The organism is Bacillus sp. V59.32b, from assembly GCF_003429085.1.
Classification (GTDB): domain Bacteria; phylum Bacillota; class Bacilli; order Bacillales; family DSM-1321; genus Peribacillus.
Map to the genome: position 1 here is coordinate 101,782 of NZ_QVTC01000018.1, position 16,624 is coordinate 118,405.

Here is a 16,624-nt window from a genome sequence, read left to right on the forward strand (position 1 = left end):
GAGGTATTTTATCTATTCACATTAAAATATCTTGCTTCAGGGTGCGCTAGTACAATCGCCGAAACAGAAGCCTCAGGCTCCATCATGAATCCTTCCGTCAAATTCACGCCGATCTCCTCGGGCTTCAAGAGACGGAATAGCTTTGCCTGGTCTTCTAGATCCGGACAAGCCGGATACCCGAAAGAATATCTTTGTCCCATATACTTGGCTGCAAATCGATCCTTCATCGTCATATCGACTGAATCGCCAATCCCCCAGGAATCCCTCATCAACTGGTGCATCCGTTCAGCGAATCCCTCGGCGGTTTCCAGAGCCAATGCAGAAATCGCATGGCTTTTTAAGAAATCACCGTCATGCTTCCATTGTTCCGCTAACGCACGGATTCCATTCCCTGCCGTAACGACAAACATTCCGACATAATCCATTTCGCCTGATAAAATCGGCTTAATATAGTCAGCGAGACAAAGGTACGGACTTGTTTCCTGGCGAGGAAAATCAAAGGTTTCGAGTACCTCAGTGTGATTTTCCGGATGATATATCCATACTTTGTTCCCTTCACTCTGAGCCGGGAAAAACTGATAGACGCCGTTTAAAGAATAATCCTTATTGCCTCTCAGAAACGAAGCGAGTTCTTCGGTTAAATCATTCAGCAAAATGGCCCTTTCATCTCCTTGCTTCAATAACTGGTCAACCTTGCCTTTCAAGCCAAGGTGATGCCCGATTAGCATTTGTTTATTGATATAAGGATGTACGACTTCAAAGGGGTAGTCTTTTAAAATATGCCGTTTTAAGTCTGACGGTTTTTTCACCGGAACATTCGTTAAAACAGGAGCTATAGATTTTTTCACTTCAGGTTTGACGATGAGAGCCGCTGCCTCCGCATTGGAAGCTGCGATTTTACGTTTAGCATCCAGTGCTTGTAAATGGGCTGTCTTCTTTTCTTCATCATGCAGGATGTTTGCCGTCGCCAGCCCGTCCATTGCATCTTTTGCATATAACACTGGCCCTTCATATTCAGGAGCGATCTTAAAGTCCGTGAACTTACGGGATAACGCAGCACCGCCAACCAAAATTGGCGTATCAATCCCGGTCTGTTTTAAATCCTGTGCTGTCAGCACCATTTGTTGCGCTGATTTTACCAGTAACCCCGATAGCCCCACTACAGTAGGCTTGTGAGTCCGAACTGCTTCGATGATTTGCTGAGACGTAATTTTAATCCCCAAATCGATGACTTCATACCCATTATTGGACAGGATGATATCAACGAGATTTTTCCCGATATCATGGACATCGCCCTTAACCGTTGCCAGCAGTACCTTCCCTTTGCTGGCACTGTCCGCTTCGTTTTCCATCAATGGCTCAAGGTAGGAAACCGAAGCTTTCATCGCTTCTGCACTTTGGAGGACCTCTGCGACAATAAGCTGATTATCATTGAATAATCTGCCAACCTCTGCCATTCCATCCATAAGCGGGCCGTTGATGATAGCAAGAGGATTATCTCCTCTTTCCAAGGCTATATTAAGATCATCAATTAGTCCCTCTTTTGTACCTTCAATGATATAATTGGCCAGCCTCTCCTCTAATGGAAGCAGAGCGATATTTTCCTTTTTTTCTACTTTTTTACCACGATAGAATTCAGTGAACGTCTGCAGCGTTTCCTTTGATGTTTCAAAAAGAAGCGCCTCAGCTAGCTTGATTTCTTCTTCAGGAATCGAAGCGAACCGCTCCAGCTTTTCCGTATTCACAATCGCATAATCGAGTCCTGCTTTCGTGCAATGATATAAAAACACAGCGTTTAATATTTCTCTGCCGCGTGCTGGTAGCCCGAATGAAACGTTTGAAATTCCGAGTATCGTCAAACAGTCCGGAAACGTTTCTTTAATCGCCTGAATCCCTTTCACCGTTTCCAGAGCTGCACCAATGTACTGCTCGTCCCCCGTTCCAACCGGAAAAACGAGCGGATCAAAAATGAGATCTGTGGCATTAAGTCCATATTTATTCACGAGCAGGTCCACAGAGCGCGCTGCAATTTCGAGCTTGCGCTCAGCGTCGACCGCCATGCCTGTCTCATCAATCGTACCGACAACAACAGCAGCCCCATATTGATGGATGAGCGGTACGATTTTTTCAAACCGTTCCTCTCCATCCTCTAAATTGATTGAATTGATGATTGCTTTTCCTTGCGAATTCTTTAAAGCGATCTCGAGCACAGCTTCATCAGTCGAATCGATAACAAGTGGCACCTTTACCTTTTTCACAACCTCTTGGACGAACTCTTTCATATTGCCAAGCTCATCATCATCAGGGTCAGCCAGACAAATATCGATGACATGCGCGCCTTTTTTTACCTGTGCCCTTGCAATCTCGGCTGCAGGTTCAAATTGCTTGTCGCGGATTAGCTCCTTGAATTTTTTAGAGCCAATTACATTCGTGCGTTCACCGACGAAAAGCGGACGCATCGAGTCATCGTATAAAAGCGGCTCAATTCCCGAAACGGCATGCTGATGTGGCTCTCGGGAAAGTTGACGAGGATTTATATCTTGTAATACCTTAGTTAATTCCTCGATATGCGCTGGTGTCGTTCCGCAGCAGCCTCCAACAATATTAACCCAGCCTTTTTCCGCAAATTGAAGCATTTTTCCGGCCAGTGACACGGGTGATTCATGATAATGTCCTTCCTCATCAGGAAGTCCGGCATTCGGATAGCAGCTGACACCCGAAATGGAGAGCTCTGACAAGCTCCGTATATGATCAGTCATAAACTCGGGCCCTGTCGCACAATTCAGGCCGACCGCAATCGGGTTCATATGCTCGCATGATAAGTAGAACGCTTCGATCGACTGTCCCGCAAGCGTTGTCCCCATTGGTTCAATCGTTCCTGAAATAATGATCGGAAGTTCAGTCCCGGTTAAAGAGAAAGCCTTCTTTATTCCGGTAAAAGCCGCCTTAACATTGAGCATATCCTGGCTTGTTTCAATAAGAAGCAGGTCGCTCCCGCCATCGATCAAGCCTCGAGCCTGTTCTTCATATGAGGCTGATAACGCGTCAAATGTCGTTCCTCCGGTTACGGATAACGTCTTGGTTGTTGGTCCCATAGACCCTGCGACATATCTAGGCCAGCTGTCAGTCGAGTATATATCACAGGCGGCTTTTGCCAGCTCTGCCGATTTTTTGTTCAGTTCATACGCAAGTGTGCTAAGATCATATTCATCCAGCACAATGCTCGTCGCCCCGAATGTATTTGTTTCAATGATATCCGCTCCAGCCTTCAAGTAAGCTTCATGAATCGACTGAATGACTTGTGGTGCGGTTATCGATAAATATTCATTGCAGCCCTCGTACTCTTCCCCGCCGAAATCTTCAGGCGTTAGATCGGCATCCTGTATCATCGTACCCATCGCTCCATCAAGCAGGAGGATCTTCTCTTTCATTTGTTCCTGTATCTGTCGTTTATTCATGTATGGTCACCTCAACGAATCGTTCACTGTCAACTTTTCTAATATAGCGCGAAAGCTCCGCGGTCATTTCATAACGTAAAAAAGGCGTGATTAGATAGATTCCTTTAAACCTATCAAGCGCCGCATCAACTAGTTCCCTAGCGATAGCCACTCCTTCAGCCCTAGCACGGGCAGGATCGCTTCCGGCCGTGGCCATTGCGTTTCTTACATCGTCCGGAAGCTTGATGCCGGGTACCTCATTATGAATGAATTCGGCATTGCGGGAGCTCGTAAGCGGCATGATCCCGATAAAAACCGGTGTCTCCAGATGCTTTGTTGCCGCGTGGACTTCCTCGATCTGGCTGATGGAATAAACAGGCTGAGTCAAAAATGACTGGGCGCCACAGGCAATTTTCTTTTCCATCCGCTCCACTGCTTTGTGAAGATAACGAACATTCGGATTGAAGGCTGCGGCGATTTTAAAATTCGAGCGCTGTCCGAGACTTTGACCTGAAAAGGACAAACCTTCATTAAACTGCTTCACAAGGCTGATCAAATCAAACGATGAAAGATCATAAACGGAAGTAGCTCCCGGAAAATCACCGATTTTTGAAGGGTCTCCCGTTACAACTAAGATTTCATTTAATCCGAGCGTTTGCAAGCCCATTAAATGGGACTGCAGTCCGATTAAATTACGATCCCTACAGGTAATGTGAATAAGCGGGTCAGTACCGATCTGATTTTTCAGCATCGTCCCGATTGCAACATTGCTGATTCTTGGCGTTGCCAGTGAATTGTCCGCCAATGTGATGGAATCGACCCCGGCTTTATGCAAGGCTTTCGCGCCTGCCATAAAAGCTTCAACGCCTAATTTCTTAGGAGGATCCAGTTCGACGAGAATGGTCCGTTCTTTTCTGGCTTTTTCATAGAGGGCCGTCGTTTTCTCGTGATGGTCATTTGCAATGATCTCAATCCGACGAGCTTTAATCTCTTTTTCTGTAATGGGTTTCAAGTTCCCAATCGCCTGCTTTACCGATTCAATATGCTTAGGAGTCGTTCCACAACAGCCCCCGATGATACGGGCACCTTGTTCGCGAAGCTTTAAGGCGCTTGACCCGAAGTAGTCCGGAACGGCTTCGTACACCAACCGTCCATCCACATAGTCCGGAAGGCTCGCATTAGGATAGACGGAAATATACGCCTGCTTTGGAAGCTGCACTTCTTCAAGAGACCGAATCATATGGTGTGGTCCTAAACGGCAGTTGATGCCAACTACATCAGCACCTAATTGTTCGAGTCTTTGAAATGCTTCATTCAGATGGATCCCATTTTGCAAATAACCGATTTCATGCATTGATACATTTGCAATGATTGGTAGATCTGTTTCATTGCGGGCAATTTGCAGAACGGTTTCCAGTTCTTCTAAGTCATAGTATGTTTCGAAAAGCAGGCCATCCGGACTTTCCACGAGCTGGCTGTATAACTGCTCGCGAAATCCCCGTTTGATTTCCTCCAAACTTAAGTCAGATTTACGGATGCTTCTTGACGCACCGATGGTTCCAAAAACAAAAGCTTTATCCTTAGCAGCCTTTCTTGCCAGGGAAATGCCTTTCCTGTTTATATTGCTTACCTCATCCTCAAGGCCGTAGCGTTTGAGTTTATAATAATTGGCACCGTAAGTGTTGGATTGCAGGATATCCGCTCCCGCATCCAAATAGGCAGCATGGATTGTTTCGATCCGGCCAGGATCACTGATGTTCAATTCTTCATAGCAGTGGCCGATTCCGTTTGAATATAAAAGGGTGCCCATCGCCCCATCACCTATTAGTATTCTACTCTTCAACTCTTCACGAAAATTCATTATGCGCCCCTCTCTCAAACAGTTTGTGTCTATCGAATCTGTGAGGGAAAACAAAAAGCCTTCTGTAAGAAGAAGGCTTTTTGTCACATTCTCCTCATCTACCAAGCACGAGCTTGCTGGATTTAGCACCTTGGCGATAGCCGGTTGCTGAGGTTTCACAGGGCCAGTCCCTCCACCTCTCTCGATAAGATCACTATATAATTGTTTGCATATTCTAAATTTAATAATTATTACTTTACATGATGAAAGGATATATTTCAATAGTTACAATCAATTTGATTTGCAAATATGTGGTTTAAAACGATTCATTTGGTGAAAATATAATATATTCACTAACATGAGGAGGGTTTGATATGCTTGAAACCATCGCAAAGCAGTTTCGCAAACCCGTAGGTATACTGGGCAGGCTAGCAGGCATGATTATGGCTTTTGAAAACCGCAAGATTAACCGTTGGACAATTGACCGGCTTAAAGTAAAACCGGGCGATCATATATTGGAAGTCGGCTTTGGTCCCGGATATGCCATCGAAGAAATGCTGCAAAAATATGATAACCTCAAAATAGATGGCGTCGATGTTTCGAAAACGATGCTCGAGACTGCCCACATCCGGAATGAAAAAGCGATCGACAAAGGACGGCTGAATCTCTACCAGAAAGATGTAATGGATTATAATCAGCGTGAGTACCAATATGATAAAGTCATATCCGTAAATAATTATCCGTTATGGAAGAATAAAAGGAAATCATTGATGCGCATCCATCAATTGTTGAAGGATGGCGGCAGAATCGCCATCACAGTCCAGCCGAGGGAAGACGACGCCTCCCGCGAAAAAACATTTTCCCATGCGTTCCAGATTGAACAGGATTTAGTCTATGCTGGCTTCCGGGATATTTCTGTAAAATTCAAAAAAGTAAAACCTGAATTGACAGTCTGCGTCACAGGCGTTTGTAAAAAGAAGCATATATGATTGAAAATCAGAGGTCATCCAGCATTTATTTTCACATAGCATGGAGGGATTTAACCTTCTGTTTCTAACAAGGCGGCTCTTTTCCGCATAATTTTGGTTTTCCATACGATTCCCAGCTCATCAATGGTAAGTAATCTATCAAGTCCTATCAAGCCCTCCTTGTTATGAAAATAAATTTCATTCGCAGATAGAACGCTGACATGATTTTGTACCCTTTGTACGAGCTCGATACTGTCGTCTTCACGGACCTGCCCTTCCTCCAAAACTCTTGCGAAATAACCAGTGTATGATGTCTCGATAACCTCCTTTAGAAAGCCAGTCTCGTTATTGAAATGAGATATCATCGCACAAGGTATTCGTCCCTGTGTAATCTGAGTGATGCATTCACCAATTCTGAAAATATCTCCTATGTACACTTGTTCTTCTTTCATCCCAGAAACCGTCAAATTTTCACCGAAAGCGGGGATCGATATTCTTTTTCCAAATCGTTTCTCCCACATCTCATAATGTTCGTATGGATAAAAACAAATGACCCTGTCCGGACCACCATGGTGTTTCTTGTTGCCGATGCCATCGCCTTCTATCTCAGCCTTTGTAACAAAGGCGGTCTTTACCTTCTGCTTATTGATCCCCGTATTAAATTGAGCACCGGAAAAGACTCTCAATTGTGGTCTGCCAATCTGAAAAGAAACAATTTTTCCTGTTATCCCCATTTTCTGATTCTCCTTTTTTGAGAATTGCTCATTAATTATAGTCGTTCTTCAGGTTTCGTGACAGATAAGAAATCATGTGGTATTCTAAAGAAGGATATGTAATAAAATAAAAAAAACTCGTCGATTGACGACCGTAAGGCGGAGATTAGACGTAGTTGAGGCCCACAGGATGTGGGTCACACAGGCGAATACATAAGGACGTGGCACACTTAGTCTGTGTCCTGCTTTATGCAGAAAGGAAAGTTTATACTTTCTGCTAAATAAAAAGCCGTAAATGTTGCAGCATTTACGGCCCACGATAGACATGGTCCCCCAATAGGGGATCGGCCTACATTGGATGAATAGACCTCTCCCTCATTTTTCGGACAAGGGAGGTCTATTTTTTATTTTGGAATGACAAAATGGCAATTATCAGAGTAGCAAAAGTAAACATCGCCATTAAGGTTTCGAAAATTGTCAAGGCTTCACCCCCTTTCCTCGGGGTTAGCCGACCGCCCTTAGGAGACCTCCTAGGGATTGTCCTATCGTACAATTATTATATCACAACAAACACTATTTTACGAACACTCGTTCTGTTTTTGTGAAATAATGACTATTGTCCTAGTTCTCATACCGTAGATTTAGTCAAGTTTCGTCAAAATTTTCTAACAATAGTTGCGATCGTGAAAAAAGATATGGTAAAATAGAAACACAATATATAGTCGAGACCCTATCGCGTTCGCCTGTATATTGATTCTAGAGATCGATATTTCCGCTTCTTTCGCTCTTGTTTGTCAAAGAGCGATTTTTTTGTACCTTGAAAAGCATGGAATTTTCAAGCTATATATACCCAAATACCTTTATTCCTCGTCTTAAGATGCTCGCCAATCATACTTTTCTCATTATTACAAGATGTCCAAACAAGTGGTATCATAAATACATCCATATGCAGAGAAAGGAATGGGAACCCAGTTTTGTTTAAAGAGTTTAAAAAATTCATTATGAGAGGAAATGTGTTGGATCTCGCAATCGGTGTTATTATTGGTGCAGCCTTCAGCAAAATCATTGACTCTGTCGTAAACGATATCATTATGCCGCCAATCGGGCTGATTGTAGGCAAAGTCGATTTCAGTAATCTATACATAAATCTGTCAGACAAGAATTACAGCTCGCTTGCAGAGGCACAGGAAGCGGGAGCGGCCACAATCAATTACGGTCTTTTCATTAATAATATCATCCATTTCTTAATTATCTCATTTGTCATCTTCATGATTGTTAAGCAAGTCAATCGCTTTCACAAAAAAGAAGAACCCAATAAGATTGAAACAAAAAAATGCCCGGAGTGTATTTCGGAAATTCCTGTTTCGGCTAAGCGTTGCCCTGCTTGCACGACTTATTTGACTGCAGATGAAACCGAATTAAGCACTGATACCTAGTAAAGAAAACTCGCCAATCGGCGGGTTTTCTTTTATATAGCTTCACATTTCGGGTGTTTGTGCTTCTTCGATCGCCGCATCCGCTTCCGTTTCAAAATGTTGTCTTTGATTCTCATCCCAACCGAATGTTTCATTCATATAATCAACGACTCCCTGTTTCCACTGTTTTGCCTCGTCAATGTTAAACAAGATCGCACCAGTTCTTCTTAGCAAAAAATCCACCGGTGTTGCAGCAGCTTCCTGTTCGATTGAATAGACAAGCATAGCATATACCTCAACGGGTAAGTTATATTTTTCTGCATCTTTTCCACTGTTTTCAATGATTTCATACAGCTTCCGAACATTCGTCCCGTACATTTGTGCAAGCTTTTCGGCCGTCTGTCGGCTTAAACCGAGATGGGTTCCTCCCGTTGCTTCCGTTTTTCTGAAACTATCCAGGTTACCGGAACCACCAATGTCGCCTCCCGAAATCGGGAGGTGCTTCGTTTGACTGCTGTCATACTTAATGCCGAGCTCTTCTTCAAATTGGGCTGCAACCCGGTCAAGCACCATTTCCGCCATTTTACGGTAGCCTGTCAATTTTCCGCCAGCGATTGTGATTAAGCCCGAATCCGATACCCAGATTTCATCTTTACGGGAAATTTCTGATGGATCCTTCCCTTCTTCATGGATCAATGGACGGACACCTGCCCAGCTTGATTCTACATCTTGTTCCACAATCTTGACTTCAGGGAACATATAGTTGATCGCCTCGATGATATAGGCTCGGTCGGCTGCGGTCATTTTCGGATTCACCGGATCGCTATCGTAAAAGGTATCGGTTGTCCCTACATACGCTTTGCCTTCACGGGGAATCGCGAAGACCATGCGCCCGTCCGGGGTATCAAAATAGACAGCCTGTTTTAACGGGAAACGCGATTGGTCTATGACAACATGAGCTCCCTTTGTCAGCTTAAGGGTTTTGCCTTTTTTGGAACCATCCTTTTCACGAAGCGTATCCACCCAAGGACCAGCCGCATTGACAATTTTCTTTGCTTTGATTGAAAATTGTTCTTTCGTTAACCGGTCTTCTACAACCGCACCGGCCACTTTGCCGTCTTCATAGATAAAATCAACCACTTTAGCATAGTTCATTAAATTTGCGCCGAATTCGGCTGCTTTTTTGGCGACTTCAATCGTCAACCGGGCATCATCGGTGCGGTATTCAACGTAATATCCGCCTCCCATTAAGCCTTCTTTTTTTACAAGCGGTTCTTTATTAATTGTTTCATCGACTGTTAACATCTTTCGCCATTCTTTGCGCTTAACACCAGCAAGCAGGTCATATACTCGCAGTCCAATTGAAGTTGTAAATTTGCCGAATGTTCCGCCTTTATGGAAAGGAAGCAGCATCCATTCAGGAGTAGTGACGTGCGGTCCGTTTTCATAAACAATCGCCCGTTCCTTGCCCACTTCCGCGACCATCGCCACTTCAAACTGCTTAAGATAACGAAGGCCGCCATGGACGAGTTTGGTGGAACGGCTTGACGTGCCTGCTGCGAAATCCTGCATTTCAACCAACGCTGTATTCATTCCGCGGGTAACGGCATCAAGCGCAATTCCTGAGCCTGTTATTCCCCCGCCGATAATCAACAGATCAAATTCTTCCGACTGTAATTTTTCACGCAGTTGCGCGCGGTCAAGATTCGAAAACTTCATAATAAGTTCCTCCTTAATGTCTCTCTAGTTAATGTATTACCCTACTTCCCCATGATTATGATAATAAATGCTTCTATATATAAAAAGGCCACGAAACAGGCGATTATCACTAATCGCAGCATCGTGGCCTCTCCAAATCTCGAACCGAATATTAACTTACTTTCATTATATACCTATTTCTAAATTTATAAAAGAATAACTTCTTACTCTTGGGAAAACGCGCGCCATAACTTAAGATTTGAAGTGGTAATCCCGACCGCTCCCGCTTTAAAGGCATTCTCAACATCTTCTTCTGTCCTAATAAAGCCGCCAGCCATAATCGGAATGTTCACCTTGCTGTATACTTCTTCAATTATCCACGGCATCGCACCAGGCAATAGCTCGATATAATCCGGCTGCGTTTTCTCCACCAGCTTCAAGCTTTTCTCCAGCGCCCCCGAATCGATTAAGAACATTCTTTGGATCGCTTTCACTCCTTTTTTCTTTGCTCTTAAAATCACGTTGATTTTTGTCGAGATCAGTCCGTACGGGTTATACTCCTGACACACGTATTCGGTTCCAAAGTCGTCGTTCTTTATCCCATGAATGAGGTCCATATGATAAATCATCTTTTTTCCATGCTGCTCGGCTAGCCTTTGGACTGATTTCAGCATCGAAATATGTATTTCCAAAAAAACACCGATTTCATAGGGACTTTCGAGAAATTGCTCAAATTCCTTCATGTTTCTGGATGCTGGAAAGATTTTTTGCATTAACGTCGGTCTCCCCTCCTTTTTTTAGTAAAACTGTATTCAAAGTAGCGCAAGCCTAGCCCGCAGATCGTCAACCATGCCCCGCCCGCGGCAAAGCCCCCAATCACATCGCTCGGATAGTGCACCCCTAAATATATTCTGCTTATCCCGATGAACAAAATGATTAAGGCACATAAGCTGCCGAAAATCCAATCAAGGAAGGCATGCTTAGAAATTCTTACTAGGATAACTGCCAGAGCACCGTAAAAAACAAACGAACCCATGGAGTGCCCGCTTGGAAAGCTAAAGCCGTTTTCAGCGATGATTGGCAGCAAATCAGGCCTTTCCCTTTTAAACATCCATTTTAGCACGAGATTCAATACTAACCCTGTCCAGGAAGTAAACAATAAAAAAACGGCATATCGTTTTTTATGAGAGAGAACCAAAAAAATCGATACGGCGATTGCTGCCATGATAAACCATGGAATGGACCCGAAAAATGTCAGCACTTTCATGATTGACGTCAGCTGATCGGAAATCTGCCCTTGAATAAATTGAATGATCGCAGAATCGAACTGTTCCAGTTCATTTTCTTTCAATTTTTCTGCAAATTTTGTGAATATGAATACATATAAGGACAATAACACTGCAATAAAGGAAAAGTAAATGTTTGTTTTAATTTTCAGTACAATCACCCCGGGCGAAATATCATTCTTAAGAAATATACCTCACTCCCAGCTTTCCAAACAAGAATCAATACTTATGATGATATTTCAGCCTCGAAATGTTGAGATTTGTGGATCGATTCTTCAAATTTGTCTTTGATTATTTGAATTTCTGCTCGATCATATGAATTTGGGCTCGATAATTTGAATTTCTGCTCGATGATTCGGATTTGTGCTCGATTAATTGAATTTCCGCTCGATGATTCGGATTTGTGCTCGATTAATTGAATTTCTGCTCGATGATTCAGATTTGTGCTCGATTAATTGAATTTCTGCTCGATGATTCGGATTTGTGCTCGATTAATTGAATTTCTGATCGATGATTCAGATTTGTGCTCGATTAATTGAATTTCTGCTCGATGATCCGGATTTGTGCTCGATTAATTGGATTTCTGCTCGATGAGGAGGATTTGTGCTCGATTAATTGAATTTCTGCTCGATGATCCGGATTTGTGCTCGCTGATTCAAATTTCTGCTCGATGATCCGAATTTCTGCTCGATGATCCGAATTTCTGCTCGATGATCCGAATTTCTGCTCGATGATCCGGATTTGTGCTCGATGATTCGGATTTGTGCTCGATTAATTGAATTTCTGCTTGATGATGAGAATTTGTGCTCGATTAATTGAATTTCTGCTCGATGATCCGGATTTGTGCTCGTTTTAGAAAAGTTTGCTTGTCGCTTTTCCATTTAAAAAATCAGAGCGGAAAGGATCTCCTTTAGCCGCTCTGATTTATCAAGCCTCTTTCTTTTTCGCTGCGGCTCGTTTACGCGCCGGCTTTTTCTTTGCTGGAGGCTTTGTTCTGTCGATGGACGCCTGAAGTGCCGCCATTAAATCGGTCACATTGGATGCAGCCGGTTCTCGTTCTTTTGGCGTAATCGTTTTGCCTGTCTTTTTTGATTCAATAAGTTCCAAAAGCGCGGTACGATAATCATCATTGTACTTACTTGGTTCAAACTCGGTCGTTAACTGGTCAATAAGCATGATCGCCGTAGACAGCTCCCTGTCGCTCACATTATCCGCAGCGGGTATATTCGGGACGTCAGCGACAGAGCGGACTTCATCAGGATAATGGATCGTTTCCATGAGCAGTGTGTTTTCCACTACTCGGATGACCGCCATCTGTTCTTTCGCTCTAATGATGATTTTTGCCAGACCCACCTTTTTTGAATCTGCCAGAGCAGCCCGAAGTAGTGAATACGCTTTGACGCCGCCTTCATTGGGCGACATGTAATAGCTTTTGTTAAAATAAATCGGATCAATTTCCTCTATTTTAACAAAATCAATGATTTCGACCGCTCTGTCTTCATTTACCTTTCTCAACTGCTCCAGTTCTTCATCTTCAATAACGACGAACTTACCTTTTGTATATTCAAAAGCTCGGACGATATCATCTTTGCCCACCTCTTTTTCACAGACAGGACAAACTTTTTCATACTTAATCGGAGAATGGCATTCCTTATGAAGTGTCCTCAGGGATATATCCTTATCTTCTGTTGCGGCATGCAGCTTTATCGGAATATTAACCAGCCCAAAGCTGATGCTGCCCTTCCACATCGTATGCATGATTTCACCTTCTTCATTTTCTTTTTCTAAAGTTAATTTGCCTAAGCATATTTTTTCTCTCCAGCTTCAAAATAACACCTATAAACAATTGGCAAACAGAAAGAGTGATCTGATGAAACCTATGCTTCCGACGTATCATGATAGTGCCCCGACCGGAAAACCATGGAGATACGAAGTGAAATATGACGGCTTCCGTGCCCTGCTTACAATTGGCAAAAATAAAATCGAACTGACTAGCAGAAACGGTAAGAATCTGCTCCCGTCATTCCCGGAAATTGAAGAATTCGTTGATCGAATAAAACCCGCATTAACGGAGCATTTGCCGATTCAACTCGACGGCGAAGTTGTTTGGCTTGCCAACCCATACAAGTCCGATTTCATGCATCTTCAGTGGCGTGGCCGCCTGAAAACAAAAAAAACGATTGAAGAGGCGGCTCTTGTTTCCCCAGTCCGGTTTTTGGCGTTTGACCTCCTTGTTCATAAAGAGGAAAAACTGCAAACATTGGCCTATTTAAAACGAAAAGAACGGCTCGAAACACTTTGCAAGGAGGCAAAACTTCCGCTATCTCCAAATCCCATCAATGAAGCAATCATTCAATATGTCCCGCTTTTCAAAAACTTTTCAGATCTTTTGGAAAAAGTTGTGCTGTATGACGGGGAAGGGATTGTCGCCAAGCATGAAAACAGCATGTGGGAGGAGGGAAAAAGAACGTCTCAATGGGTAAAGGTTAAGAATTGGCGCAGGGCTGCCTGCTTTATCACGGCCATGAATAAGGCAAATGGTTATTTCGCGTTAGGGGTCTATAGAGATGGTATACCGACAAGCATCGGGCAAATGAAAAACGGGATCAACCAACATGACCGGTCAATCCTACAGGATATTATTAAACAGAACGCTTCTTCTGAGGACGATGGCAGCCTTTATATCCATCCTTCCATATGCCTGGCGGTTGAATTTCTGCATGTGTATGAAGAAACCGAACTGCGCGAGCCGCAATTCAAGGAATTTCTACCAACAGTCAGACCCGAAGAATGCACCTGGGACGGGTTTATCGAAAGCAAATTCACCTTCCCTGCCCATATTTCGATTACGTCACCTGACAAGCCTATTTGGGAATCAGGCAATAAAATTATCACAAAGATTGAATACTTACAATACTTGCGTGAGGTTTCATCCTGGTTTTTGCCCCACTTAAAGGATAAGGAGCTCACGACAATCAGGTACCCGCATGGAACGATGCACAGCAAAGAACGCTTTTTTCAAAAAAACCGGCCGGACTATGCCCCTGACTTCATCAAATCTTTTTTTGCGAATGACAATGATTATATTCTCTGCAATGATTTGGACACTTTACTCTGGCTCGGTAACCAGCTTGCGCTGGAGTTCCACACGCCTTTCCAAAGAGCAGGAAAAACCCATCCGGATGAGCTTGTCCTTGATCTCGATCCGCCGGCCCCTGAATCGTTTCATCTAGCAGTAAAGGCTGCCCTTGAAAGCAAGAAGGTCCTGGATTCGATAAACGTGAAGGCGTTTATCAAAACTTCTGGCAATAAGGGCCTTCAGATTCATATTCCCTTGCCAGCAAATACATACAGCTACCACGACACGCGGATTTTCACCAATTTTCTTGCTGACTTTCTGACTAGCTCATTCCCGGATGACTTTACCGTTGAGCGGCTTAAGAAAAACCGCCATAACCGTCTTTATCTGGATTTTGTCCAGCATAGTGAAGGGAAGACGATCATTTCTCCTTACTCCCCCCGCGGAAATGATTTCGGCGGTGTTGCCGCCCCGCTCTTTTGGGAGGAATTAACCGAGGATTTATCGATAAAGGACTATACGGTTTGGAATGTTCCAAAACGGATCAGGAGTTCAGGGTGTCCTTTCGCAGATTATGAAAAGGCCAGGCACGAGCAGCCGTTTGAGGAAGTGATCCCATTTTTGAAACGAAAATAGATGTACCATAAAAAAAGCCGGTCTGCTGGAGTACAGGCCGGTTTTTCGTGTTCGATTATTTACCCTGCAAAAATTCCTGGATTTCCTTTTGAAATTCAGCGTACAAACTGGTTTCATTGTTGAATGTATCTTGACTAAGCATATTGAAATTCTTTTCATTTCCAAGTTCGACATTAATCTCTGCTTTATATTCATACGTTCCATTGCCGATAAGATCAATATGATATTGATCTTTTTCCGGGTCATGATGAACGACGCATTTCACTTGTCCGCCATCATTATAAACGGAAATTTCTTTTTCCAGTTCATTGAGACCGTTTAAGCATGTGACAAGGCTCGATGCTGACATGGCGGTTCCGCATGCATTCGTGAAACCAACGCCTCTTTCAAAGGTGCGGACAAAAATACGCCCTGTTTCAATTGGCTTGATGAAGCTTACATTGACCCCGTCCGGGAATAAATCGTTTGGTCCATTCACCTTCGTCGCCAAATCTTCTTGAATGCCGGAAGCAAGCATCTCATCGGTAACAATCGAAATCAAATGCGGATTCGGCACGGCAACCGCCGTAAAATCAAGGGAATCAGAAAGCTCCGGCAGCTTCGCATTTAACAGTGTCTCGCTTTCGATTTGAAGAGGCAGGTCTTTGACATGAAAGGAAACCGGTGAAATTTCCACTTTATAGGTAGGTATGCCACGATAAATTTCTTCTGCCTTCTCGACTGCTAGATCGGCTTTCATCGTCTCAATCATCAATTTGTCTTTACCAAGCACTTCGTGGGTGAACCGCGCCACACAGCGCAGCCCATTGCCGCACATCGATGCCTCTGAACCGTCGGCATTAAAGACACGCATTCTCGCATCACATGTATCACTCTTCATTACAAAAAGAATCCCATCTGCGCCAAGGCCGCTATCGCGCTCACATAGAGCCAGCGCGAGGTTTTTCCGTTCTTCTTCCGAAAATGAAAGATCCTTTGTCAGTTCATCAATTATCAAAAAATCATTGCCAGATCCATGGCACTTTAACAATTCTAAAATCATCTAAGTCACTTCTCCTAAACAGTTACAACTGTGAATTATTATATTATTCTATTAAAGAATAAGCGCTAAGTAAAGGAGATGCGATTATGAAAGTGAAATCAACTTTTAGAAAAAACCATTTCATTTTTGATTTTTTTGTTGATTCGGTCATTTCCATAGAAAATGAAGAGACCCCTGCCAAACTGGCGACTGTCACTACGGTCATACAAACTTTCGATAAACAGTTATTGTGGAGCGGACGTATCCGCGTGAAAGTAAACGAGTTTGGCATATACCCTCTGCCTGAAGATGTGAACTCGATTTCCGGTCCCCTGTCGATGAAAAAAATGATGCTCGTGGAGTTGAGACGGTATATCAAGCCTCAAAAGCCTTTTTTATGAAATGGCTCTGTTAAATTCCATTGTTGATTTTCAAATGGTCATGGAATCTACTCGCTTTCCGGGGACGAACTGGCAAGCCTCCTCACTCGTACCTCGCTGCGGGGTCTTGCCAGCCCGTTTTTCCGCAGGA

13 protein-coding genes and 1 riboswitch are annotated in these 16,624 nt (G+C 43.5%); of the genes, 4 read left to right on the plus strand and 9 right to left on the minus strand.

The window, feature by feature from the left end:
* Window positions 1-8: 8 nt before the first annotated feature.
* Both metH and D0463_RS05870 read right to left on the minus strand, forming a co-directional pair.
* Window positions 9-3,458, minus strand: coding sequence for a methionine synthase (gene metH, locus D0463_RS05865; protein ID WP_117306140.1), 3,450 nt, complete (start codon window positions 3,456-3,458; stop codon window positions 9-11).
* Window positions 3,451-5,298 (minus strand): bifunctional homocysteine S-methyltransferase/methylenetetrahydrofolate reductase, encoded by a 1,848-nt coding sequence (locus D0463_RS05870; RefSeq protein ID WP_117306178.1) that lies wholly within the window; start codon window positions 5,296-5,298, stop codon window positions 3,451-3,453. Before D0463_RS05870 ends, metH begins: the two co-directional genes overlap by 8 nt.
* Window positions 5,299-5,389: 91 nt before the next feature.
* A riboswitch (SAM riboswitch) is annotated at window positions 5,390-5,489 on the minus strand.
* A 162-nt stretch (window positions 5,490-5,651) separates the two neighbouring features.
* Here D0463_RS05870 and D0463_RS05875 point away from each other — a divergent pair.
* Entirely contained in the window at window positions 5,652-6,266 is a 615-nt protein-coding gene (locus tag D0463_RS05875) for a class I SAM-dependent methyltransferase (protein WP_117306142.1), read from the plus strand.
* A gap of 50 nt (window positions 6,267-6,316) precedes the next feature.
* On the opposite strand, the gene D0463_RS05880 is transcribed toward D0463_RS05875, so the two are convergent.
* Together D0463_RS05880 and D0463_RS20220 are read right to left on the minus strand one after the other, a co-directional pair.
* Complete coding sequence (locus tag D0463_RS05880; RefSeq protein WP_117306144.1) at window positions 6,317-6,979, minus strand: MOSC domain-containing protein; 663 nt, start codon at window positions 6,977-6,979, stop codon at window positions 6,317-6,319.
* 376 nt (window positions 6,980-7,355) lie between these two features.
* Window positions 7,356-7,511 carry a putative holin-like toxin gene (locus D0463_RS20220; RefSeq protein WP_354959293.1) on the minus strand — a complete coding sequence of 52 codons (156 nt, stop codon included), beginning with the start codon at window positions 7,509-7,511 and terminating at the stop codon, window positions 7,356-7,358.
* Between the two features lie 421 nt (window positions 7,512-7,932).
* Between D0463_RS20220 and mscL the strand changes: the two genes are divergently transcribed.
* Window positions 7,933-8,394 carry a large conductance mechanosensitive channel protein MscL gene (gene mscL / locus D0463_RS05885; RefSeq protein ID WP_117306146.1) on the plus strand — a complete coding sequence of 154 codons (462 nt, stop codon included), beginning with the start codon at window positions 7,933-7,935 and terminating at the stop codon, window positions 8,392-8,394.
* 42 nt (window positions 8,395-8,436) lie between these two features.
* Here the strand turns inward: mscL and D0463_RS05890 are convergent, their stop codons facing one another.
* The 4 genes from D0463_RS05890 to ku form a co-directional block, all read right to left on the minus strand.
* Window positions 8,437-10,092, minus strand: coding sequence for a glycerol-3-phosphate dehydrogenase/oxidase (locus tag D0463_RS05890; RefSeq protein WP_117306148.1), 1,656 nt, complete (start codon window positions 10,090-10,092; stop codon window positions 8,437-8,439).
* A 203-nt stretch (window positions 10,093-10,295) separates the two neighbouring features.
* Window positions 10,296-10,844: a glycerol-3-phosphate responsive antiterminator gene (locus D0463_RS05895; protein WP_117306150.1), complete on the minus strand. Its 549-nt coding sequence runs from the start codon at window positions 10,842-10,844 to the stop codon at window positions 10,296-10,298.
* Complete coding sequence (locus D0463_RS05900; protein ID WP_254052724.1) at window positions 10,844-11,422, minus strand: phosphatase PAP2 family protein; 579 nt, start codon at window positions 11,420-11,422, stop codon at window positions 10,844-10,846. The genes D0463_RS05895 and D0463_RS05900 overlap by 1 nt, the downstream gene beginning before the upstream one ends.
* A gap of 862 nt (window positions 11,423-12,284) precedes the next feature.
* Complete coding sequence (gene ku, locus D0463_RS05910) at window positions 12,285-13,115, minus strand: non-homologous end joining protein Ku (protein WP_117306156.1); 831 nt, start codon at window positions 13,113-13,115, stop codon at window positions 12,285-12,287.
* Window positions 13,116-13,227: 112 nt separating this feature from the next.
* Here ku and D0463_RS05915 point away from each other — a divergent pair, with 112 nt between their 5' ends.
* Window positions 13,228-15,072, plus strand: a complete 1,845-nt coding sequence (locus D0463_RS05915) for a DNA ligase D (protein ID WP_117306158.1) — start codon at window positions 13,228-13,230, stop codon at window positions 15,070-15,072.
* 55 nt (window positions 15,073-15,127) lie between these two features.
* Here the strand turns inward: D0463_RS05915 and dapF are convergent, their stop codons facing one another.
* Entirely contained in the window at window positions 15,128-16,114 is a 987-nt protein-coding gene (dapF, locus tag D0463_RS05920) for a diaminopimelate epimerase (protein ID WP_117306160.1), read from the minus strand.
* An 86-nt stretch (window positions 16,115-16,200) separates the two neighbouring features.
* Here dapF and D0463_RS05925 point away from each other — a divergent pair, with 86 nt between their 5' ends.
* Window positions 16,201-16,494, plus strand: coding sequence for a hypothetical protein (locus D0463_RS05925; RefSeq protein ID WP_117306162.1), 294 nt, complete (start codon window positions 16,201-16,203; stop codon window positions 16,492-16,494).
* Window positions 16,495-16,624: the final 130 nt, after the last annotated feature.